At 54.9% G+C, this 22,507-nt stretch carries 20 protein-coding genes and 1 pseudogene; 8 read left to right on the plus strand and 13 right to left on the minus strand.

Annotation, left to right across the window (positions count from 1 at the left end; translation table 11 throughout):
• Nucleotides 1-65: 65 nt before the first annotated feature.
• The 4 genes from thyA to rppH form a co-directional block, all read right to left on the minus strand.
• On the minus strand, nucleotides 66-860 hold the full coding sequence (thyA, locus tag IP581_RS18610) for a thymidylate synthase (protein ID WP_017457687.1): 795 nt from the start codon (nucleotides 858-860) through the stop codon (nucleotides 66-68).
• Between the two features lie 6 nt (nucleotides 861-866).
• Nucleotides 867-1,742: a prolipoprotein diacylglyceryl transferase gene (lgt, locus tag IP581_RS18615; protein ID WP_097401574.1), complete on the minus strand. Its 876-nt coding sequence runs from the start codon at nucleotides 1,740-1,742 to the stop codon at nucleotides 867-869.
• 155 nt (nucleotides 1,743-1,897) lie between these two features.
• Complete coding sequence (gene ptsP, locus IP581_RS18620) at nucleotides 1,898-4,144, minus strand: phosphoenolpyruvate--protein phosphotransferase (RefSeq protein ID WP_086873597.1); 2,247 nt, start codon at nucleotides 4,142-4,144, stop codon at nucleotides 1,898-1,900.
• A gap of 12 nt (nucleotides 4,145-4,156) precedes the next feature.
• Entirely contained in the window at nucleotides 4,157-4,687 is a 531-nt protein-coding gene (rppH, locus tag IP581_RS18625) for an RNA pyrophosphohydrolase (protein WP_017457684.1), read from the minus strand.
• A 681-nt stretch (nucleotides 4,688-5,368) separates the two neighbouring features.
• On the opposite strand from rppH, the gene mutH reads away from it, so the two are divergent.
• The 4 genes and pseudogenes from mutH to IP581_RS18645 all read left to right on the plus strand — a co-directional run bounded on the left by mutH (nucleotide 5,369) and on the right by IP581_RS18645 (nucleotide 8,378).
• Nucleotides 5,369-6,064: a DNA mismatch repair endonuclease MutH gene (gene mutH, locus IP581_RS18630; protein ID WP_086873596.1), complete on the plus strand. Its 696-nt coding sequence runs from the start codon at nucleotides 5,369-5,371 to the stop codon at nucleotides 6,062-6,064.
• A gap of 65 nt (nucleotides 6,065-6,129) precedes the next feature.
• On the plus strand, nucleotides 6,130-6,843 hold the full coding sequence (locus IP581_RS18635; protein WP_017457682.1) for a TerC family protein: 714 nt from the start codon (nucleotides 6,130-6,132) through the stop codon (nucleotides 6,841-6,843).
• 146 nt (nucleotides 6,844-6,989) lie between these two features.
• A complete protein-coding gene (ygdR, locus tag IP581_RS18640) occupies nucleotides 6,990-7,208 on the plus strand; it encodes a lipoprotein YgdR (RefSeq protein ID WP_007370351.1) in 219 nt (72 codons plus the stop codon).
• 129 nt (nucleotides 7,209-7,337) lie between these two features.
• A pseudogene (locus IP581_RS18645) lies at nucleotides 7,338-8,378 on the plus strand (NADP(H)-dependent aldo-keto reductase).
• A gap of 3 nt (nucleotides 8,379-8,381) precedes the next feature.
• Here the strand turns inward: IP581_RS18645 and lplT are convergent.
• Together lplT and aas are read right to left on the minus strand one after the other, a co-directional pair.
• Nucleotides 8,382-9,575 carry a lysophospholipid transporter LplT gene (gene lplT / locus IP581_RS18650; protein WP_193821100.1) on the minus strand — a complete coding sequence of 398 codons (1,194 nt, stop codon included), beginning with the start codon at nucleotides 9,573-9,575 and terminating at the stop codon, nucleotides 8,382-8,384.
• The gene (aas, locus tag IP581_RS18655; RefSeq protein WP_193821101.1) at nucleotides 9,568-11,727 is read right to left on the minus strand and encodes a bifunctional acyl-ACP--phospholipid O-acyltransferase/long-chain-fatty-acid--ACP ligase; all 2,160 of its coding nucleotides are present in this window, start codon (nucleotides 11,725-11,727) and stop codon (nucleotides 9,568-9,570) included. Before aas ends, lplT begins: the two co-directional genes overlap by 8 nt.
• A gap of 603 nt (nucleotides 11,728-12,330) precedes the next feature.
• Between aas and galR the strand changes: the two genes are divergently transcribed.
• Complete coding sequence (gene galR / locus IP581_RS18660; RefSeq protein ID WP_097401577.1) at nucleotides 12,331-13,335, plus strand: HTH-type transcriptional regulator GalR; 1,005 nt, start codon at nucleotides 12,331-12,333, stop codon at nucleotides 13,333-13,335.
• Here the strand turns inward: galR and IP581_RS18665 are convergent.
• Genes IP581_RS18665 through IP581_RS18685 form a run of 5 tightly spaced genes read right to left on the minus strand, consistent with a single transcriptional unit; the run spans nucleotide 13,308 to nucleotide 17,689 of the window.
• Nucleotides 13,308-13,772 carry a GNAT family N-acetyltransferase gene (locus IP581_RS18665; protein ID WP_086873592.1) on the minus strand — a complete coding sequence of 155 codons (465 nt, stop codon included), beginning with the start codon at nucleotides 13,770-13,772 and terminating at the stop codon, nucleotides 13,308-13,310. The genes galR and IP581_RS18665 overlap by 28 nt on opposite strands.
• Nucleotides 13,769-14,542, minus strand: coding sequence for a GntR family transcriptional regulator (locus IP581_RS18670; RefSeq protein WP_065370137.1), 774 nt, complete (start codon nucleotides 14,540-14,542; stop codon nucleotides 13,769-13,771). The genes IP581_RS18665 and IP581_RS18670 overlap by 4 nt, the downstream gene beginning before the upstream one ends.
• 56 nt (nucleotides 14,543-14,598) lie before the next feature.
• Nucleotides 14,599-14,916 carry a PTS sugar transporter subunit IIB gene (locus IP581_RS18675; RefSeq protein ID WP_086873591.1) on the minus strand — a complete coding sequence of 106 codons (318 nt, stop codon included), beginning with the start codon at nucleotides 14,914-14,916 and terminating at the stop codon, nucleotides 14,599-14,601.
• A 9-nt stretch (nucleotides 14,917-14,925) separates the two neighbouring features.
• Nucleotides 14,926-16,353, minus strand: coding sequence for a glycoside hydrolase family 1 protein (locus tag IP581_RS18680; protein ID WP_193821102.1), 1,428 nt, complete (start codon nucleotides 16,351-16,353; stop codon nucleotides 14,926-14,928).
• Between the two features lie 7 nt (nucleotides 16,354-16,360).
• Nucleotides 16,361-17,689 carry a PTS sugar transporter subunit IIC gene (locus tag IP581_RS18685; RefSeq protein WP_017457673.1) on the minus strand — a complete coding sequence of 443 codons (1,329 nt, stop codon included), beginning with the start codon at nucleotides 17,687-17,689 and terminating at the stop codon, nucleotides 16,361-16,363.
• A gap of 273 nt (nucleotides 17,690-17,962) precedes the next feature.
• On the opposite strand from IP581_RS18685, the gene IP581_RS18690 reads away from it, so the two are divergent.
• On the plus strand, nucleotides 17,963-18,976 hold the full coding sequence (locus tag IP581_RS18690) for a LacI family DNA-binding transcriptional regulator (protein ID WP_193821103.1): 1,014 nt from the start codon (nucleotides 17,963-17,965) through the stop codon (nucleotides 18,974-18,976).
• Here the strand turns inward: IP581_RS18690 and lysA are convergent.
• The gene (lysA, locus tag IP581_RS18695) at nucleotides 18,973-20,235 is read right to left on the minus strand and encodes a diaminopimelate decarboxylase (RefSeq protein WP_086873588.1); all 1,263 of its coding nucleotides are present in this window, start codon (nucleotides 20,233-20,235) and stop codon (nucleotides 18,973-18,975) included. The two genes, IP581_RS18690 and lysA, sit on opposite strands and share 4 nt — an antisense overlap.
• Before the next feature lie 123 nt (nucleotides 20,236-20,358).
• On the opposite strand from lysA, the gene IP581_RS18700 reads away from it, so the two are divergent.
• A complete protein-coding gene (locus tag IP581_RS18700; RefSeq protein WP_193821104.1) occupies nucleotides 20,359-21,285 on the plus strand; it encodes a LysR family transcriptional regulator in 927 nt (308 codons plus the stop codon).
• On the opposite strand, the gene IP581_RS18705 is transcribed toward IP581_RS18700, so the two are convergent.
• The gene (locus IP581_RS18705; protein WP_086873586.1) at nucleotides 21,282-21,974 is read right to left on the minus strand and encodes an aspartate/glutamate racemase; all 693 of its coding nucleotides are present in this window, start codon (nucleotides 21,972-21,974) and stop codon (nucleotides 21,282-21,284) included. The two genes, IP581_RS18700 and IP581_RS18705, sit on opposite strands and share 4 nt — an antisense overlap.
• 169 nt (nucleotides 21,975-22,143) lie before the next feature.
• Between IP581_RS18705 and IP581_RS18710 the strand changes: the two genes are divergently transcribed.
• Nucleotides 22,144-22,470, plus strand: a complete 327-nt coding sequence (locus IP581_RS18710; RefSeq protein WP_086873585.1) for a cupin domain-containing protein — start codon at nucleotides 22,144-22,146, stop codon at nucleotides 22,468-22,470.
• Nucleotides 22,471-22,507 lie beyond the last annotated feature (37 nt).

Here is a 22,507-nt window from a genome sequence, read left to right on the forward strand (position 1 = left end):
AGAAGCGATTATCAGATAAAAAAAACCGGTACGTTGCCGCACCGGTTATGACATGTTGTTAGCAATCAGATTGCGACAGGCGCTTTGATGGCCGGATGCGGATCGTAGCCTTCGATTTCGAAGTCTTCAAAACGGTAGTCAAACAACGAGTCAGGCTTACGCTTGATAACCAGTTTCGGCAGCGCACGCGGTTCACGGCTTAATTGCAGACGCGTTTGTTCCAGATGATTGCTGTAAAGGTGGGTGTCGCCACCGGTCCAGACAAAATCGCCCGGTTGCAAATCGCACTGTTGAGCCATCATATGCACCAGCAGCGCATAGCTGGCGATGTTGAACGGCAGACCAAGGAACACATCGCAGGAGCGTTGGTAGAGCTGGCAGGAGAGCTTGCCGTCCGCCACATAGAACTGGAAGAACGCGTGACAAGGAGCCAGCGCCATTTTGTCCAGCTCACCCACATTCCACGCGGAAACAATAATGCGGCGTGAGTCCGGGTCGTTTTTCAGCTGATTAATAACCGTCGTGATCTGGTCGATATGGCGGCCATCAGGCGTAGGCCATGCGCGCCACTGTTTGCCGTAAACCGGGCCAAGATTGCCCTCTTCGTCGGCCCATTCGTCCCAAATGGTGACTTTGTTTTCGCGAAGATAGGCAATATTGGTGTCGCCCTGCAGGAACCACAGCAACTCATGAATAATTGAACGCAAATGGCAGCGCTTGGTGGTCACCAGCGGAAAGCCGTCCTGCAGATTAAAACGCATCTGATGGCCAAAAATAGACAGCGTGCCTGTCCCTGTGCGGTCGTTTTTCGGGGTGCCTTCATTCAGCACCTTTTGCATCAACTCTAAATACTGTTTCATGGTTCCTCAGGAAACGTGTTGCGGCGAACGATGGCGGTACGCCCAAATCATCATGATGGCGCCTGCAACGATCATCGGAATGGAGAGGATCTGCCCCATACTGATGTATTGCACCCACTCGCCGGTAAACTGGGCATCAGGCTGGCGGAAGAATTCAACGATGATACGGAACGCGCCGTAGCCAATCAGGAACAAGCCGGAGACCGCGCCCGTCGGGCGAGGTTTGCGAATAAACAAGTTAAGGATGATAAACAGCACAACGCCTTCCAGCGCCAGTTCATACAGCTGTGACATATGACGCGGCAACATGCCATAGGTGTCAAAAATTGACTGCCATTCAGGGTGCGCGGGCAGCAGCGCCATATCTTCCGCGCGTGAGCCAGGGAACAGCATGGTATAGGGGAATGACGGATCAACGCGTCCCCACAGTTCACCGTTGATAAAGTTACCCAGCCGCCCTGCGCCAAGGCCAAACGGGATCAGCGGAGCAATAAAATCAGAAACCTGGAAGAAGCTGCGTTTGGTGCGTCTGGCGAAAATAATCATCACCACAATCACGCCGATCAAACCGCCATGGAAGGACATGCCTCCGTCCCATACGCGGAACAGATAAAGCGGGTCGTCCAGGAAAACCGGGAAGTTGTAGAACAGCACATAGCCGAGGCGGCCGCCAAGGAAAACACCGAGAAAGCCCGCGTAAAGCAGGTTTTCAACTTCGTTTTTTGTCCAGCCACTGCCCGGACGATTCGCCCGGCGCGTTGCCAGCCACATCGCAAAGACGAAGCCCACCAGGTACATTAATCCGTACCAGTGGAGAGAAACCGGTCCAATGGAAAAAATCACCGGATCAAAGTCCGGGAAATGCAGATAGCCACTGTTCATCTGTCACCACAACTTGTTGTTATTCCGCCGAAAGTGGACAGCGGTTCACCTACGCGACCGCAATTGCCGGTCGCTCCAAAGCTGCGAATCATAGCATAAGGCACCGCGAGCGGGTGGCGGCGAAGTTGTAAAAGTTATGTATATCCCTGAACCGGCTAAATTCCGCCGCGAATCAGGCCGCCCAAACCACGCCGTTCCATAAATGCGGCAATTTGATGACGCACTTCGGTCGCCAGTTGCGCATCCAGCGTACGTCTCGCCAGCGTTTGCGCCTCTTCACAATCAATGCGACGCAGCAAATATTTAATGCGCGCTACTGAGCGTCCATTCATGGAAAGATGGCGATAACCCAGGCCAATCAGCACGGCAACACACATCGGATCACCGGCCATTTCACCGCACAAGCGGATATCAATGCCTAACCGTTCTGCTTCATCGGCAACCATCGCCAGCGCCCGCAGTACCGCCGGGTGCAAGCTGTCGTACATATTTGCCACGCGGGTATTGTTACGATCAACCGCCAGGATGTATTGCGTCAGATCGTTGGTACCAATTGAGATAAAATCGACGCGGTTCGCCAGGTGCGACAACATAAACACCATCGACGGCACTTCCAGCATCACACCAATTCGCGGTTTAGGAATTGCGTAACCAATCATCTCTTCGACTTCGCGGCCGGCGCGCTCGATCAATCTGCGCGCTTCATCGATTTCGTCGATGCTGGTGATCATCGGCAACAGAATGCTGAGATTCCCGGTTGCCGCATTGGCGCGCAGCATGGCGCGCACCTGCACCAGAAAGATTTCCGGCTGGTCGAGCGTAATGCGAATGCCGCGCCAGCCAAGGCAAGGATTCTCTTCGCTGATGGGCATATAGGGCAATTGCTTATCCGCGCCGACATCCAGCGTACGCAGCGTCACGGGCTTGTCGTTAAACATCTGCAACATGCCCTGGTATTGCGCGACCTGCTCCTCTTCGGACGGGAAACCGCTTTGCAACATAAACGGAATTTCGGTGCGATAAAGCCCAATGCCGTCGATGCGGCTGCCAAGTTTCTCTTCATGTTCCGGGCTTAAACCCGCGTTAAGCATCACCTTCACCCGCTCGCCGCTTTTAAGCTGTGCGGCCAGGTTCACATCATCTTCAGCAAGGCGGCTGAGTTCATTCTCTTCGCTGATAAGCCGCTGATATTCCTGCAACAGCACCGGTTCAGGATCCACCAACAACTCGCCGCGATAACCGTCCACCACCAACATGCGACGTTGCAGCACGGCGGGCTGAATATCCGCCCCCATTACCGTCGGGATGCCAAGCGCACGTACCATAATTGCCGCATGCGAGTTTGACGCACCATCTCGCACCACCACCCCCGCCAGCCTGTCGTGCGGCAGCTCTGCAAGGGTGGTGGCGGAGAGTTCCTCGGCAACGAGGATAAAGCGCTCCGGCCAGCTGTTTGGCCCGGAAATAGAATCATCGAGGTGGAATAACAAACGCTGGCCCAGCGTGCGCAAATCACCTGAACGCTCTTTCAGGTAGCCATCGTTGAGCGCAGCAAACTGTTCGGCAAAACGTTCAATAACGGTTTTGACTGCCCATTCTGCCACCACGCCGCGGTCGACTTCTTCAAACAGATCACGGCGCAGGCGTGCATCGGAAAGCAGGTGCGAATAGAGATCGAAAATTGCCGCCGTCTCTTTTTGCGCCCCGGCGGCGAAACGTTTGCTGTAACGGCGAAATTCGTTGGCGGCTTCTTCAAGCGCCGCCGTTAGCCTTTCGCGCTCAAGCGAGGTATCAAGCGTCGAGGCCGGATAAACCTGCTCCATTAACGGCAGCGTTTCGTCGACCCATCCTTCAGCGATAGCAACCCCCGGCGCTGCCGGCAAGGCGCGAATTCGCGTCTGCCGATACTGGCCAAACAGCGCGTTTAATTGTGACTGGGAGAGAATGGCCGCCATCTGGGTGGCAAGCGTGACCAGAAAGGACTCTTCGCTTTCATCATACTGGCGTAGCTCGCGCTGTTGTACCACCAGCACGCCAAGCAATTGACGGCGCTGAATAATAGGTACGCCAAGAAAAGCGCGAAAGCGCTCTTCTTTAACAGAGGGAATGTATTTAAAACTGGGATGTTTTTGCGCATCCGCCAGGTTGATGGGTTCCGCCAGCCTGCCTACCAGTCCGACAATCCCCTGATCGAATGCGAGCGTGACGGTGCGACCGCGCGGCTTTTTTAAACCGCGCGTCGCCATCAGGTAATAACAACGCCGGTCGTGATCTGCGAGATAGACCGAGCAAACTTCGGTTTCCATCGCCAGACAAACGTCGGTAACCAATATTTCCAGCGCTTCGTTAAGGCGTGGCGCGCTGGCGACTTTCTCAACTATTTCTCGCAGTCGGGTGAGCATAATATGGGTGGCTTAACCTCGTTTACGTCGCCAGGCAGGCGCGCTTTGCGGCTTCGGAGGCGTTTCCTGAAGCGACATCACCGCGCTTGCAAACTCTTTCATCACCCGCCGGTAGACATCGCGTTTAAACGACACTACCTGGCGAACAGGATACCAGTAGCTCACCCAACGCCAGCCATCAAACTCGGGCGTACTACTGGTCTGCATGTTGATCTCACTGTCGTTGCCTATCAACTGCAAAAGAAACCATTTTTGTTTCTGGCCGATACAAACCGGCTTTGTGTCCCAACGCACCAAACGTTTCGGTAACTTGTAACGCAACCAGTTACGCGTAGAAGCAAGGATACGAACATCTTTACGACTTAAGCCCACTTCCTCGAACAGTTCCCGGTACATTGCTTGTTCCGGGGACTCGCCAGGGTTAATTCCCCCCTGGGGGAACTGCCATGAGTGCTGTCCAAAGCGCCTGGCCCACATGACCTGACCTTGTCGATTACAGATTACGATTCCCACATTTGGGCGGTAGCCATCGTCATCAATCACCGGACTACCTCAAAAAAAGTCTGAATAAAGCGATTGTTTCACACTCCCGGAAAACGGTAAACCACTCTATGACAGGGATACGAACGAATAACATTTGAATAACTCACAGTAATCATCAAAGTTATAAACAGAAAGCGAGGCTGACGACGGTTTTTATTCACCTTTTCTGTGGATAGAGTTGTGAAAAAGTATGGAATTACCCCGGGAAAACCCGGAACAGTCTGAATAGCCCTGTTTGATATGAAAGAAATAACATACAGTAATTCATGAAGTTAAACAGGTTTCCAACCGTTAATAGCACCAGAATGTGACGATCATCACCTTAAGGATCCAGGCGCTGATGAAAGATCGAACAGAGCCGAATTTATCCACAGATTATGCCAATAAGTTAGGCACATTTTGTGCAGAATTTCGATTTTCATCGCACGTCAAGGCTGTAAATCGAAACAGTAGTGACACTTTTCCCCAGTTATCCCACTTTTCTGTGGATAACATGGTGTAAGATCCTGTTTATTGTCAGTGACCAGATTTGGAAAACCCGACACGTAGTTGCGCAACACATCAAAATCCTCTCAAAATTATCTTATAAATCATCAAATTGCTCATACCCCGCAGAAAAAGGTACACTGCCTGGCTACGGTGCAAAACTAGCGGTTACTTTTTAGACAAAAGGTTTTTGACATGTTCGCGTTGGCCCCTTTCACTTCACCGCCTGAATCAGAAACGCAATTGCTTGCCCAGGCGCAGCGCCTGGCGGGCTATACGCTCGGAGAACTGGCCGCGCTTGCCGGCTTGCCCGTTCCGCGTGATTTAAAGCGTGATAAAGGCTGGACAGGTGTCCTGCTGGAGCTGTGGCTCGGTGCCAGCGCAGGCAGTAAACCCGAGCAGGATTTTGCCGCGCTGGGCGTTGAGCTAAAAACCATTCCGGTGGATAACCACGGACGCCCGCTGGAGACCACGTTTGTTTGCGTGGCTCCCCTTACCGGCAACAGTGGCGTCGTGTGGGAAACCAGCCATGTGCGGCATAAGCTCAAGCGCGTCTTATGGATTCCGATTGAGGGTTCACGCGAGATCCCGGTCGCGGATCGTCGCGTCGGATCGCCGTTGCTCTGGAGCCCAAATGCAGAAGAAGAGCAGCAGTTACGGCTCGACTGGGAAGAGTTGATGGACTTGATTGTGTTAGGCCAGGTTACCCGCATTACCGCTCGCCACGGTGAAGTTCTGCAACTGCGGCCGAAGGCGGCCAATAGTAAAGCGCTGACGGAAGCTATTGGTGAACATGGCGAAACCATTCTCACCTTGCCGCGCGGCTTTTACCTGAAAAAGAACTTCACCGGTGCACTGCTGGCGCGCCACTTTTTGCTCTCACCGCATTAAATTTTTGCCTAAGCCACAGCGGTGCTTATAATTAGCGCTTCTTTTTTTGGCAGGACTTTATAGAGATGTTATTTGCATGGGTAACCGATCCCAACGCCTGGCTCGCGCTCGGTACGCTGACGCTGCTGGAGATCGTTTTAGGGATCGACAATATTATCTTCCTCTCTCTGGTGGTTGCGAAGCTGCCTACCGCGCAGCGTAATCACGCACGTCGGTTAGGTCTGGCTGCGGCGATGATCATGCGGCTGTTGCTGCTGGCATCCATTGCCTGGGTAACAAGGCTGACACACCCGCTGTTCAGCGTGTTTGATCACAGCGTTTCCGCCCGCGATTTGATCTTGTTCCTCGGCGGCCTGTTCCTTATCTGGAAAGCGAGTAAAGAGATCCACGAATCAATCGAAGGGGAAGAGGAAGGACTGAAGACCAATGTGCATTCGTTCTTTGGCGCGATTGTGCAGATTATGCTGCTGGATATTATCTTCAGTCTCGACTCGGTGATCACGGCGGTGGGGCTGTCCGATCATCTGTTCATTATGATGGCGGCCGTGGTTATCGCCGTTGGCGTGATGATGTTTGCCGCGCGTCCGATTGGCGAGTTTGTTGATCGCCACCCGTCGGTCAAAATGCTGGCGCTGTCGTTTTTGATCCTCGTCGGCTTTACGCTGATTCTGGAAAGCGTCTCCATCCATGTGCCGAAAGGTTACATCTACTTCGCTATGTTCTTCTCCATCGCGGTTGAAACGCTCAACCTGATGCGAAACAAGAAGAATCCGCTGTAAACAAAACGCTTCCTCAACAGGGGGAGCGTTTTTTATCTTTGATCTGCCTTTAACGACTTTTTTCAGATTATCCTGCTTTTTCGTCTCCAGACAGCACGTTATTACTAAACTTGTTGTCAGATGCATGCCACCAGAGGATCAGAACGATGAAGAAATGGGCAGTGATTATTTCCGCAGTGGGGTTGGCTTTCGCCGTTTCCGGATGCAGCAGTGATTACGTGATGGCGACAAAAGACGGCAGGATGATCCTGACGGACGGTAAACCGGAAATTGACGATGATACCGGGCTGGTCAGCTACCGCGATCAGCAGGGTAATAAAATGCAGATTAACCGCGATGACGTATCCCAGATTATTGAACGCTAAGAAATTGCTATAAAGGTCAGTCACCTGCTGGCCTTTATTTGATTTTTCTCTTTCCCTTTTTCCTCCCCTCTGCCATGTTTATATTCCTTTGTCAGCTCAACTGACGTTGTACTTTTAAGGAAGCCGGCTATGCAGTATCACCGTATCCCCCACAGTTCGCTTGAAATAAGCACCCTGGGGCTGGGCACAATGACGTTTGGTGAACAAAACAGCGAAGCCGACGCCCATGCACAGCTCGATTACGCCGTCAGCCAGGGTATCAACCTGATTGACGTTGCAGAGATGTACCCTGTTCCGCCACGTCCGGAAACGCAGGGTTTGACGGAAACCTATGTCGGCAACTGGCTGGCGAAACGCGGCAACCGTGAAAAGCTGGTTATCGCCTCCAAAGTCAGCGGCCCAAGCCGTAATAACGACAGCGGTATTCGCCCGAACCAGGCGTTGGATCGCAAAAACATCCGCGTCGCGCTCGATGACAGCTTAAAGCGCCTGCAAACCGATTATCTGGATCTTTACCAGGTACACTGGCCGCAGCGCCCAACCAACTGCTTTGGCAAGTTGGGTTACAGTTGAGTTGATAGCGCGCCGGTCGTGACGCTGCTGGAAACGCTGGAGGCGCTGACCGAGTGCCAGCGCGCCGGGAAAATCCGCTATATCGGTGTCTCGAATGAGACCGCGTTTGGCGTCATGCGTTATTTGCAACTGGCGGAAAAACATGAATTGCCGCGCATTGTGACCATTCAGAACCCGTATAGCCTGTTAAACCGCAGCTTTGAAGTGGGTCTGGCGGAAGTGAGCCAGTATGAAGGTGTCGAGCTGTTGGCTTACTCCTGTCTGGCGTTCGGCACGCTGACCGGCAAATATCTCAACGGCGCGAAACCCGCTGGCGCACGCAATACATTGTTTAGCCGCTTTACGCGTTACAGCGGTGAGCAGGCGCAAAAAGCGGTCGCGGCGTATGTGGATATTGCGAAGCGCCACAATCTGGATCCGGCGCAAATGGCATTGGCTTTTGTGCGGCGTCAGCCCTTCGTCGCCAGCACCCTGCTGGGCGCGACGACGATGGAGCAACTCAAAACCAACGTGGAAAGTTTGCATCTCGATCTCAGCGCAGACGTTCTGGCTGAGATCGAAGCGGTGCATCAGGTTTACACCTACCCGGCACCGTAACGGTTAACGGCGGCGCTGCCAGATCCACAGCGCCGCAATTGCCAGCGCAAAAATTACCCCAAAGCCAACGCCAGTGCCAATCACCGGCACACCCGCTTTCACCGCCAGCGAGTACAGGCCCAGCATCAGCAGCATGGCCATGTTTTCGCCGAGGTTCTGCACCGCAATCGCATTCCCCGCGCCAACGGACTCTTTGCCAATAGCTTGCAACAGCGCATTCAACGGCACCACAAAGAAACCGCCCAACATGCCGATCAGCATCAGCACGCCGTACGCTGGCAGTAATGCGTGTTGCAATGAAAACAGCACCACTGCCACGCCAATGAGAATGCCAGCAGGCATACAACGCGCCACAGTTTCCAGCGTCACCAGCTTCGCCGCCAGCCCGGCACCGGCCACAATCCCGACGGCGACCATCGCGTTAAGATACGTTGGCGTCGCGTTATCCGTGATCCCGAGCGCCACCGGCACCCACAGCACCAGCAGGAAACGCAGCGTCACGCCCGCGCCCCAGAACAGGCTAGTGCCGACCAGCGAAAAGCGTGTTTCACCGTTGCGCCACAGGCTTTTACAGGCGCTGAAAAAGCTGGAGGTCATCGGGGCAAAGCGCCAGGATTGCCCCGGACGCGCCGCCGGCAATTTTGGGATCATCAGGTTCGCGCCCACCGCCCCCGCATACACCAGCGCACAAACACCAAGCGCCGCCAGCACATGCCAGTCGGCCAGCACGCCGCCCGCGACAGAGCCGAGTAAAATGGCGGCGATGGTCGACGACTCCATCAAACCGTTGGCTTTCACCAGCTTATCGCCGGTGGTGATTTCACCGAGGATGCCGTACTTCGCCGGGGAATAGGCGGCCGCGCCAATGCCGACTAACAGATAACCGACAAACGGATTGATGCCGACGCAAATACTCGCCGCGCCAATCAGTTTCAGACCGTTGGCGAACATCATCACCCGGCCTTTGGCGAAGCTGTCGGCGACCTGCCCGACAAAGGGCGCGAAAAGAATGTAAGCGCCCACAAACACCATCTGCAAAATCGGCTGGCTCCAGTCGGGATAAAACTCTGCTTTCAGCAGTGCCAGCGTGGCGAACAGCAGCGCGTTGTCGCCAAACGCCGAGAGAAACTGCGCGGCAATCACCGCCATCATCCCCCGCGACCACAGCGAGGAGTTAGTGCTTACTGACTCACGCATGCGCGGGTTCATCCTCTTCAACCATGCCTTTCAACGTCACAAAATCAGGTTTGCCGCTGCCCAGCACCGGCAACTGTTTCAGGAAGCGAATATCGCGCGGCACGGCAAGCTCCGGCACGCCCTGCGCCCGCGCCTGCTGTTGCAGCTTATCGCGCGTCAGCTCACTGTCGGTGGTGAACATCACCAGCGCTTCGCCTTTGCTGGCATCGCTCTTCACCACCGTGGCATGCAGTTTCTCCGGCGAAACCGCCAGCGCCAGTTGTTCGACAATCTCCAGCGAGATCATCTCCCCGGCGATTTTGGCAAAACGCTTCGCGCGCCCCTGAATCTGCACAAAGCCCTGTTCATCAAAACGCACGATATCGCCGGTGTCATACCAGCCCGCTTCCATGTCGCCATTGATATTTTCCGCAGCGGGCGCTTCCAGCACGCCAGGGTTTTCCACCCGCAGATAGCCGGTCATCACGTTGGGCCCTTTCAGTTGCAGGCGACCACCGTCTTCAATGCCCGGCACGGCCATTAGCCGCGCATCCATCCCCGGTAAGATCCGCCCGACGGTGCCCGGTTTCGCCGCCATCGGCACGTTGATGGATACCACTGGCGCGCACTCGGTCACGCCGTAACCTTCGAGAATGCGCAGACCAAATTTGTCCTGCCACAGCTGGCGGGTACTGTCCTGCAATTTTTCAGCACCGGCAACCACGTAACGTAAGCGGAAGAAATCATACGGGTTGGCAAAACGCGCATAATTGCCAAGGAACGTCGAGGTGCCAAACAGCACGGTGCAGTTACGGTCATACACCAGTTCAGGGACAATGCGGTAGTGCAACGGGCTCGGGTAAAGAAACACCTCCGCGCCGGTAAATAACGGCGTGAATAACCCCACCGTCAGGCCGAACGAGTGGAACAGCGGCAGCGCCGACATAAAGCGGTCGTTGGCGGTGAAATCGGCGATGGTTTTGATCTGCTCAACGTTCGCCAGCAAACTTTTGTGGCTGTGCACCACGCCCTTCGGGTTGCCTTCAGAACCAGAGGTAAAGAGGATCAGCGCCGGATCTTCCGGTTTTTGCGGCAGTTGCGCTTTTAATGGCGTCAGTAAATGGCGGAAAATCCACAGCTTGTCTTCCCAGCTGACATCGCCTTTCAGATCTTCCAGGTAAACCCAGCGCACTTGCGTGAGCTGCTCCGGCAGATGCCACAGCTTGCCTTTATCCATAAAAGTACGGGAAGTGAAGATGGTGTTGATCTGCGCCGCTGTAATGGCGCTACTCAACCCTTTCACGCCGGCGGTGTAGTTCATCATCGCCGGGATGCGCGCACGCGCAATCGCGCCGAAAATCACCGCCGCGCTGATCCCGGCGTTTGGCAACATCAGGCCGATTTTCTCGCCTGGCGCGCTGTATTTATCCAGAATACGGGCAACAAACAGCGATTTAGTCAGCAGCTTGCGATAGCTATCCGGTGTGAAATTGATGTCTTCAACACAGGGCTTATTCGCACCATAGCGATACTGCGCGGAAAGCAACGCTTCGAACAGCGTTTCGCGCGGGCGCACGGCCATGCGCGCTTCCATCATGATTTGGTGCAGCATTTCGCCCGCCAGCTTACGACGGTCACGCGCACGCGGCGCATCCGGCATCGGCAGATGTGTAGGCGGCAGAATATGCATGGTAATACGTGGGAACAGGCGCTGCTTCACCAGCCCTTTCAGGCGGCTGAAGTAGGTTAGCTCCGCGCCGTCAATGCGCAGTGGGATCACCGTCGCGCCGGATTTTGCCGCCACGAACCCTGCGCCGTCGTAAATTTTCATCAATGAGCCGGAAACCGAAATGCGTCCTTCCGGGAAAATCACCACCGGACGGCCCTGTTCCACCAGTCGCACCAGATGTTTAATCGACATCGGTTTGGTCGGATCCAGCGGCACAAAATCAATAATTGAGCTTATCCAGCGCATATACCACTGGGTGCTGATGGAGGTGTAGACCGCGAAAACCGGGCGAACAGGCAGGAATAACGCCAGTAAAATGCCATCAATAAAAGAGACGTGGTTGGGGGTAATGAGCACACGTTCACCGTGCAGCGCCTGCGTGTTGCCGGTCAGTTGTACGCGAAACAACACACGGAACAGGCCGCGGAAAAAGCCCAGTAGCATTTCAACTCCTTTTGCCAGTCAATTAAGTACGTTACCAAATTGTGGCAGATTACATGAGAAGTGCGGCGGGTTAAAACGCGGGCGAAAAAAAACCTGCGCGTCCGCGCAGGTTGGTGCAAGAAATGAGTACGAAAAGCGTACCGAATAAATCACCAATCAATACCTCTGGGACTTTGATTGTCGCGTGCGCCACCGCGCCTCACCAGCAGGAAAAAGCAAGAGAGTGAGCCGAAGTGAAACGAGGTGTGTCCATTCGCGATTACTGTTACAGACTGAAGGTAAAAAAAACCTGCGCATCTGCGCAGGTTGGTGTAATTCGAGTGTGCAACCCTGGGGGCTACGTTCACCTATCAATACCTCTGGGAGTTCTACTCTGTCACGGGGGGATACCCGCCACCAGCAGACAATCGAAACAGCCCTTCGCAAAGTGTAACTAAAGGTTGTGCCTGAATTACTCTGCAATTTCCCGCGTGTAACGCTTTCACTGATTTCCTTCGCGTCAGCTCACGTTTGCAGATACCTGCCGGGCAGCTTCCTTGATTAGGCGTCTCTTTTCCGTAACACTATGCAGCGTGTAAACGCTTACCCAAAGGAAGGTGCGTAATGGCGACTATTAAAGATGTCGCGCGGCTGGCAGGAGTTTCGGTCGCAACAGTTTCCCGCGTGATAAACGACTCGCCAAAAGCGAGCGAATCCTCGCGCCAGGCGGTGCAAAGCGCAATGGATGCGCTCAATTACCACCCGAATGCCAATGCCCGCGCGCTGGCGCAACAGTCCACCGAAACCGTAGGTCTGGTGGTGGGCGATGTTTCCGATCCCTTTTTCGGCGCCATGGTGAAAGCCGTGGAACAAGTGGCTTCGGCCACAGGCAATTTCTTATTAATTGGTAATGGCTACCATAACGAAGAGAAAGAGCGTAAAGCCATCGAGCAACTGATTCGCCACCGCTGCGCGGCGCTGGTCGTTCATGCCAAAACCCTTCCGGACGATGAACTTGCCTCGTTAATGCAACAGATGCCGGGCATGGTATTAATCAACCGTATTTTGCCGGGTTTTGAACAACGCTGTGTCGCGCTTGATGACCGTTACGGTGCCTGGCTGGCGACTCGCCATTTGATCCAGCAGGGCCACACGAAAATTGGCTATCTCTGCTCCAACCACGCGATTTCTGATGCAGAAGACCGACTACAGGGCTATTACGATGCGCTGAAAGAGAACGGTTTGCCCTGCAACGACCGGTTGGTGACGTTTGCCGAGCCGGATGAAAGCGGTGGTGAACAGGCGATGACCGAGCTGCTCGGTCGTGGGCGTAACTTTACCGCCGTCGCCTGTTATAACGATTCGATGGCCGCTGGCGCGATGGGTGTGCTGAATGACAACGGCATTGAGGTGCCGCGTGAGATTTCCCTGATTGGTTTCGATGATGTGCTGGTGTCGCGCTATGTGCGCCCGCGCTTAACCACCGTGCGCTACCCGATTGTCACCATGGCAACACAGGCCGCCGAGCTGGCGCTGGCGCTGGCGGAAAACCGTCCGCTGCCGGAAATCACGCACCTGTTTAATCCAACGCTGGTGCGTCGTCATTCGGTGATTGCGCCGCAAGAGTAGCGATAAAGGTGCACGGTCTTGTCCGGATAGTCGAGACCGTCGCCAATGTAGCGCCAGCCAAAACGTTCGTAAAAATCGCGACACGCCGAGTAAAGGTGCAGCTCCTGAAAACCCATCGCTTTCGCCTGCTCGATAACATGGCGCTGTAACTGCCCGGCCAGCCCCTGCCCGCGCGCGCTCTCTTTCACATACAGCGCCGCCAGCCACGGGAACAGATCCTGGCGGCTGATCAAATCGCAGCGCCACAGCCCAACAGTCCCCAGCAGTTGATCCTCATCCACCAGCACAAAAGTAAGCGGCAACTGCCCGGGCCGCTGGCTGTGGGCAATGATACTGGCGAAGAAATCACGCGGTAGCGAGTCGCCAAACTCACGCCATAACCAGTCCACCACCTGGTCTGCAAAGTGTGGCGCGTCGTACAGAGGAATAATCTTCATACGATCTTGCCCTGAAAAATCGGTACTGATTCAAACAGGTAGCCGTCAAAGTCAGGCGCATCCTCGTCGGAAAGCTCCAGCAGGCTCTTTTTGACATTTTCCAGATGCTGCCACATCGCCTGCCATGCGCCCATCACATCGCGGCGACGTAGCGCCGCCAGCAGGGTCTGCCGGTCGCCCAGCCATTTCAGGCGATAGGGGCGGCTGGCAATATGCACATTGAATTGTTGCCACAGCGGGCTGCTGTCCATGTGGTGCCAGATACTTTCCACCGTCGCCAGCAACATCTGGTTCTGCGAGGCGCCCGCCAGCACAAGGTGGAACATTTTGCTGTTGTCCTGCGACGTGTCGTTCATCGCGATGGCGCGCTGCTCCTGCTCAAGAATGCGCCGAAGATTATCGATATCCGCGCGTGTCGCCATTTTGGCGGCAAAGGCGGCGATATTGCTCTCCAGTAATTGACGCGCCTGTAAGATCTCAAACGGGCCTACATCGCTACTTAAAAAGCGCTCCTCTTCGTTTTCATGCTCCTGCGGAATACGCATCACATAAACGCCGGAGCCCTGGCGAATATCCACCGTGCCTTGCAATTCAAGCATCAACAGCGCTTCACGCACGATGGTACGGCTAACGCCATATTTTTCGGCGATATTGCGCTCCGGCGGCAGGCGGGAGCCCACGGGGTAATGCCCCTGGATTATCTGCTCGCGTAAATCTTCGCCAATCTCCTGGTACTGTTTTTTTTCCGGCGGGACGACGGCCTTCTCCACAATATCACCTGCAAGTCTGAGTTATCGCGCAGGCCGGGCGCCCCGGCCTGTCGGCGCTATCTTACCAAAGCCAACGCCTGATCGAGAACCTTCGCGCCGTTTAAGGTGCCGTACGCCACCGAATCGATCACATCAATCGGAATGCCATATTCGTCGGTTAATTTTTTATTTTCCGCCAGCTTAAAACGCACCTGCGGCCCCAACAGCACGGCGGTGATCTCGGCGGCATAACTTTGCAGCTCATCGCGCAGGGATTGCTCAGCAATGGCGTAGATCTTCAGCTCAAGGCCGCGCTCGGCCGCCGCTTTTTCCATTTTGGTCACCACCAGCGATGTGGACATCCCGGCAGAGCAGCACAACACAATACGTTTCATGGTGGCTCCTTATTTCCATTCGTCATCAATAGTCAGGGTCAGCTGGCGTTCGTCGCGCAGCTTGCGAAACCAGCCAGCAGACTTTTTCGGCCGGCGGTCGCGGTTGTTTTGCAGGTCAATCTCAATCAGGCCATAGCGGTTTTTAAATGCGTTCATTGGCGAGACGTTATCGGTAAACGCCCACAGCATGTACCCCTGGCAGTTCGCACCCGCTTCTCTGGCGCGTAGCGTCTGGTATAAATGCGCGGCAATAAAATCAATGCGGTAATCATCCTCAATTGTGCCCGCCGCGTTGCGAAACTGCCCTTCGTTCTCAATACCCATGCCGCTTTCAGCAACAAACCAAGGAATGTTGCCGTAGTCATTTTTGAGGCGCATCGCCATGTCGTAGATGATTTCCGGCAAGATCTCCCAGCCTCGAGATGTGTTCATTTTTCTACCCGGCAACTCAAAAGGCTCGTAGTAGTACGCCGGGTGGAAAGGCGTTTCCGTGTGCCAGGCGCGCGACGGCGCTTTTACACGGTGCGGGTAGTAAAGGTTAATGCCCAGCTCATCCACCGTGTTATCGCGGATGATCGCCAGCTCTTCCTCGTTGTAATCCCACGCGACCTGGTGTTTTTCCAGCAACCGGAACAACTCCGGCGGATAGTGGCCTTTCACCATCGGATCAAGAAACACGCGGTTATAGAACAGATCGTAGCGTTCGGCGGCCAGTACATCGTGCGGCGCGCGCGAACGCGGGTAGGTGACTTCCGGGTTGAGAATACAGCCCACGGTGCCCTGATAACCCTTCTCGCGAAACAGCTTCACCACTTTCGCGGTGGCCAGGTTTTTGTGGTGATTCCACTGCATCCAGGTGCCGGTGTTCTGCTCATAAGGCCAGCGCAGCGCGTCAAGGTAGACGCGGGTTTGCACCACAATCGGCTCGTTGAAGGTGAACCAGCGGGTCACTTTATGGTGAAAACGCGCAAACACCTTTTCGACATACAACAGGTACAGCTCAACCACTTTTTTTGACGCCCAGCCGCCATAGGTTTCCAGCAAATAACCCGGCAGTTCGTAATGCTCCAGGCAGATCATCGGCACAATGCCGTGGCGCTGCATCTCGTCAAACAGTTCGTCGTAATACGCGGCATAGCGTTCATCGACCACGCCGTTTTCATAATCGGTGAGAAAGCGCGACCAGTTGATCGAGGTGCGATAGTGGGTCAGCCCCGCCTGTTTCATCAGTTGCACATCTTCACGAAAGCGCTGGTAGAAGTTGGTCGCCACCGCCGGGCCGTAGCCGTCGTGCCAGACATGACGATCGTTTTTGTACCAGAGATCGGGCCAGGAATCCTGGCCCTCACGCTTATCTGTCCAGCCTTCGGTTTGCCAGGCTGAGGCCGCCGCGCCCAGGATAAACGACGGCGGTATCGCAATTGTTTTCGTGCTCATTCCATCCTCAGGCGTTGTTAGTGGCTTCGGCTTGCAATTGCGCTTGTTCGGCGCGACGAGAAGCAATTTTCACAAACGGCAGATAGATAATGACGGAAGTGATAATGCAGATAAGTTGCGTCACTACCGCGCCCATTGAACCGGCGGTTGACAGCCAGGCGTTGATCAACGGCGGTGTCGTCCACGGCACCATCACCACTGCTTTCCCGGCAAAACCGGTCACCGTGGCGAAATAACCGATCGAGCCGGTCACCAGCGGGGTGATGATGAACGGGATCGCGAGGATCGGGTTGAGCATGATCGGCATGCCGAAAATCACCGGTTCGTTAATGTTAAATACCCCGGGCCCAATAGAGAGTTTGGCGATCTCTTTCATCTCTTTGCGCTTGGTGGCGATCATCACCGCGATCAGCAGGCCGATGGTTAAACCCGAGCCACCGATGCTCATATAAACATCCCAGAACGGCATGGTGATGATGTTCGGCACCTCTTTGCCCTGCTCAAAGGCGCTCATATTGACGGTGATCGCGCCCAGCAGCAGCGGTTCGCGGATAGGCTTAATCATCTGGTTGCCGTGAATACCGATAACCCAGAACAGCTGCGCTACAAACATCAGCAATAAAATGCCCGGCAGGCTTTGCACCACGCGCTCCAGCGGCTGCTGCACCACCTGATAAACGGCGTCATACAGGTACATGCCGGTCACCTGGTGGAAAACAAAACCGAAGGTGGCAATCACGGTGGTGGTGATGATCGCCGGGATCAGCGCGGAAAACGAAGCCGAAACGTTAGGCGGCACGGTGTCCGGCATTTTGATCTTCAGCCCGTCGCGGTTTTCCAGCCAGCAGTAAATTTCCACCGACAAAATAGCGATAAACATGCCGAGGAACAGGCTACGGGTATCGGAAAACTGGCGCAGCAGCACGTCTTTCACCACATGCATCTGCCCGTCGACCAGCATTTCCACAGTGGTTGGCGTGACGCAGATAAAACAGATCACCGCCAGCAAACCGGGAAACAGCGTCTTAATACCGTTGATACGCCCAAGTTCAATACCGATTAAGAACACCGCGCCAATGTTGAGAAAGTTCAGCGTGGCGTAGTTAATCGCACTGGTGATCGGCTTTAACGCCGCGAGAAAGGAGAGCGACTGGAAGCTGGCGAGGCCGTTTTTCGGATCCAGCACCATGTTGGAGATCAGGACGGAAAATGCGCCGACGATGATCACCGGCATCAGGGTAATAAACGAGGCTTTGATCGCCATGATATAGCGATAGCTGTTGAACTTTGTCGCAAAACTACCCAGAGAATCGATGAGCTTTTCTTGTAGGGCCATGAGTTAACACCTCAGTAAGGGGCTTTTTATCGATGCAGGGATACAGCACAGTCCCATTTGGCATACCAAAAATAGCTATGCATGGCTGAAAGTTCTGTGACGAGCCTCCCAACCCGCTTACTGGTATTCCAAAACGAGACGGATAACGACATTGGCATACCACCTTACGCTTCGCAGGGATTTCCTGCACTTAGCGCAAACCGTAACGGCTGGCCTTAACCCGTGAAGTGAGTGTGGTAAACTGCGTTTCATTACGCGAAACGAGAACTCGTCATGGTCACAATGCTGGATGTCTCACTGCGCGCGGGCGTTTCGAAAGCAACGGTTTCCCGCGTGCTGAATGGTACGGGTCAGGTAAAAGAGAGTACCCGCAATCAGGTTTTTAAGGCGATGGAGGAGCTGGACTATCGCCCCAATTTTCTTGCCCGCTCGCTGGCAAACCGCACCAGCAACAGCATTGGCCTGGTGGTCTCCAGCTTTGATGGTTTCTATTTCGGCCGCTTATTGCAGCAAGCGTCGCGCCAGGCGGAATTGCACGGCAAACAGCTGATTGTCACCGATGGTCACGATACGCCCGAGCGCGAAGAGCTGGCGGTGCAGATGCTGGCGGACAGGCGCTGCGACGCCATTATTCTTTACACCCGGTTTATGAGTGAAAAGGCGATCTTAGCGCTGATTGACGCCACGCCAATGCCGCTGATTGTCATCAACCGCGAGTTATTCCAGGCGCACGATAAATGCGTCTTCTTCGAGCAGCAGGACGCGGCGTTCCAGGCGGTGGATTACCTGATTACACAACATCACCGGGATATCGCCTGTATTACCGCGCCAATCCACACGCCAACCGGTAAGGCGCGGCTGATGGGCTATCGCAAGGCGCTGGAAAAGCACGGCATTCGCTGGGATCCCGACAAAGTAAAATACGGTGACTCGACGATGACGCGCGGCTATGAGCTGTGCCAGCAGATGTTGCAGGAAGGGGTAAAATTCAGCGCGCTGTTCGCCTGTAACGACGATATGGCGCTGGGTGCTTCAAAGGCCATCTGGCAGGCGGGTTTGCGTATTCCGCAGGATATTTCGCTGTTCGGCTTTGATGACGCGCCGAGCGCACGCTGGCTGGAGCCGGGCCTGTCGACGGTCTATTTGCCCATCGACAACATGATCACCACCGCGATCGATCAGGCGATAAAGCTGGTGAACAACGAACAGATCGCCGCGATCCCACCGTTTACCGGCACGCTGGTGTTGCGTGAATCGGTAGCGGTGGGACCGGGCTGCAAGGCTTAGAGCCGCTCAAGACCGATCAGTTCTTCGATGGTCTGGCGGCGGCGGATCAAACGCGCGACGCCGTTATCGAATAACACTTCCGGCAGCAGCGGGCGGCTGTTGTAGTTCGATGACATTGACGCGCCATACGCTCCTGTATCATGCAGCACCAGATAATCCCCGGCTTTCACTTCCGGCAACGCGCGGGTTTCCACCTTTCCGCCCTCTTGCTGGGTAAAGACATCCCCGGATTCACACAGCGGCCCGGCAACCACAGTATCAATCAGTGGCGCATGACGAAGATCGCGGCCATCGGCGGCCAGCGCCGTAATGTGGTGGTAGCTGCCGTACATCGCCGGGCGCATCAGATCGTTAAAACCGGCGTCGATCAGCACAAAGTGGCGGCTGCCCATGTTTTTCACGCTGCGCACCTGGGAAACCAGTACGCCAGATTCCGCCACCAGGAAGCGACCCGGTTCGATCTCCAGTTTCACCGCGTGCCCGAGATGTTTAGCGATTTGCTCGCGCGCCGCGTTCCACAGCCCGTAATAATGTGCGGTATCCACCGGCTCTTCCCCTTCGTGATAGGGAATCGACAAACCACCGCCTGCGGAAATCGCCTGCAGATCCTGGCCGAAATCGACCACCTGGCGCACCATCGCGCCGCACACCTGCTCCAGATGGCCATAATCCACGCCGGAACCGATGTGCATATGAATGCCCGCCAGTTTCAACTGGTAGCGCTGCATTACCGCCAGCGCATCCGCCATGTCGCTGTACCAGATACCGTGCTTACTGTTTTCGCCGCCGGTGTTGGTTTTCTGGCTGTGGCCGTGACCAAAACCAGGGTTAACGCGTAACCAGACGCGATGGCCCGGCGAAACCGCGCCAAGCTGTTCCAGCATATCCACCGAACCGGCGTTCACTGCGATACCCAGTTCGCTCACCCGCGCGATAGTCGCCTCGTCCAGCACATCGGCGGTGAAGACGATATCGTCCGGGTGCGTGTGCGGATCGTAACCCGCCGCCAGCGCACGTTCGATCTCACCGAGCGAAACGGAATCGACCTTCACGCCCTGCTCACGCATCAGACGCAGAATATGAATATTCGAGCAGGCTTTTTGCGCAAAGCGCACCACGTCGAAGGCGCGAAGTTTAGCGATTTGCGCGCGAATGATTTGCGCGTCATAAACCCATACCGGGCAGCCAAATTCAGCAGGTAAACGCAGCAGATTAGCGGCGTTAAGATCGGTTTCAGTCTGGTGTAATGAGCGTGGCATGGTGACTCCGGGCAACAAAATTTTTAGTGATTACGCCACAGCGGGAAGAGAATAAAAAATATCGTTTTATCTGGACTCTATGCAAAAATGATATGGATAACGTGACTAAACCGGATCTCACCCATGCCCGCTGTCAATCTGCGCCATATCGAAATCTTTCACGCCGTGATGACCACCGGCAATCTGACCGAGGCCGCCGCGCTGCTGCATACCTCGCAACCGACGGTGAGCCGTGAACTGGCGCGCTTTGAAAAAGTGCTGGGGCTGAAACTGTTCGAGCGCACGCGCGGGCGTTTACAGCCCACAGTGCAAGGTTTGCGGTTATTCGAAGAGGTGCAGCGTTCCTGGTACGGGCTGGACCGGATTGTCAGCGCCGCCGAAAGCCTGCGTGAATTCCGCCAGGGCGAACTGTCCATCGCCTGTCTGCCGGTGTTCTCGCAGTCTTTTCTACCATTGCTGCTGCAACCATTTCTGGCGCGCTACCCGGATGTCAGCCTGAATATCGTGCCGCAGGAGTCGCCATTGCTTGAGGAGTGGTTGTCGGCGCAACGTCACGATCTGGGGTTAACCGAAACACTCAACACCCCGGCAGGCACCGAACGTACGCCGCTGCTCACCTGCAATGAAGTTTGCGTCATGCCGCAGGATCACCCGCTGGCGCGCAAAGCGGTGTTAACGCCAGCAGATTTTCAGGGTGAGAATTACATCAGTTTGTCGCGCTCCGACAGTTACCGGCAGTTGCTGGATGCGCTGTTTAATGAACATCATGTGAAGCGGCGCATGGTGCTGGAAACGCACAGCGCCGCCTCGGTGTGCGCGATGGTCCGCGCCGGCGTGGGTATTTCGGTGGTTAACCCGCTCACCGCGCTGGATTACGCGTCCAGCGGCGTGGCGGTGCGTCGCTTCAGTATTGATGTGCCGTTTACGGTGAGCCTGATCCGCCCCCTGCATCGTCCCGCTTCCGCGCTGGTCGAGGCCTTTACCGCCCATTTACAGACAGCCATACCGCTGGTTAGCGGGCCGCTGGCTGCCATGCTGGGCGAACACTAAGAGAGCATAAAGTCCACCGCATCAGCGGCATGCAGCGCCGCCGTATCAAACACCTTAATCGGGCAATGAGTTTCTGGCAGCAGCAGGCCGATCTCGGTACAACCGAAAATCACCCCTTCCGCGCCTTCACCTGCCAGTTTTTTGATTAAATTGACAAAATAGTAGCGTGACTCATCGGTAAACGTCCCCAGACAGAGCTCACTAAAGATGATGTCGTTAATGCGTTCGCGATCTTCCGGGCCCGGTACAGAAGTTTCGATGCCAAACTGTTTTTCCAGGCGGCCACGGTAAAAATCCTGCTCCATGGTGTAGCGCGTACCCAGCAGCGCGACATTACGCATGCCCGCGTTTTCAATCGCCCGCCCGGTGGCGTCGGCAATATGCAGGAACGGAATATGGCAGCGCTCTTCTATTTGCCCGGCGACTTTGTGCATGGTGTTGGTACACAGCACAATCGCCTGCGCGCCCGCCTGTTCCAGCCCGGCGGCAGCCTGGGCTAAGATCTCACCGGCTTTGTGCCATTGCGCGGTGGCCTGGCAGGTCTCAATTTCATGGAAATCCAGGCTGTGCAGAAGCAAGCTGGCGGAGTGCAAGCCGCCGAGACGAGCTTTCACGCCCTCATTAATCAGGCGGTAATAAGGAACGGTTGATTCCCAGCTCATACCGCCCAGCAGTCCTATCGTTTTCATCGCTTGTCTCCGTCTGGTTTAGCGCTCAGTCAATCAAAGTTGTGATCGACTTTCAACTTCTCTGGCCTCGCGTTTATTTTTATAGAACGCTGAGATAAGTTATTTTGAAACAACGTTTCATCATTTACTCTATCGTAATCACTAACGATACCTACTACAGGACACTCCGATGTTTATCTTCCATAAAGACACTCAGCTTGAAGACCTGGGCAACGGCGTTAGCCGCCGTATTCTTGCCCATGACGGCAAAATGATGGCGGTCGAAGTTATGTTCGAACAAGGCGCCATCGGCCCAATGCACAACCATCCTCATGAACAACTTACGTACGTTTTATCCGGCGAGTTCGAATTTACCATTGGTGATGAGAAACATATCGTCACCGCAGGCGATACACTTTATAAGGAACCGCACATTATGCACGGATGTGTGTGTTTAAAGGCCGGAACGCTGCTCGACACCTTTACGCCAGTACGTGAAGATTTTTTAAAACGTTGATCGCGCCCTAAATTATTTAACGCCTCCCATAATTAGG

Origin of the sequence: Kosakonia pseudosacchari, assembly GCF_015167415.1 — a bacterium.
Taxonomy (GTDB): domain Bacteria; phylum Pseudomonadota; class Gammaproteobacteria; order Enterobacterales; family Enterobacteriaceae; genus Kosakonia; species Kosakonia pseudosacchari.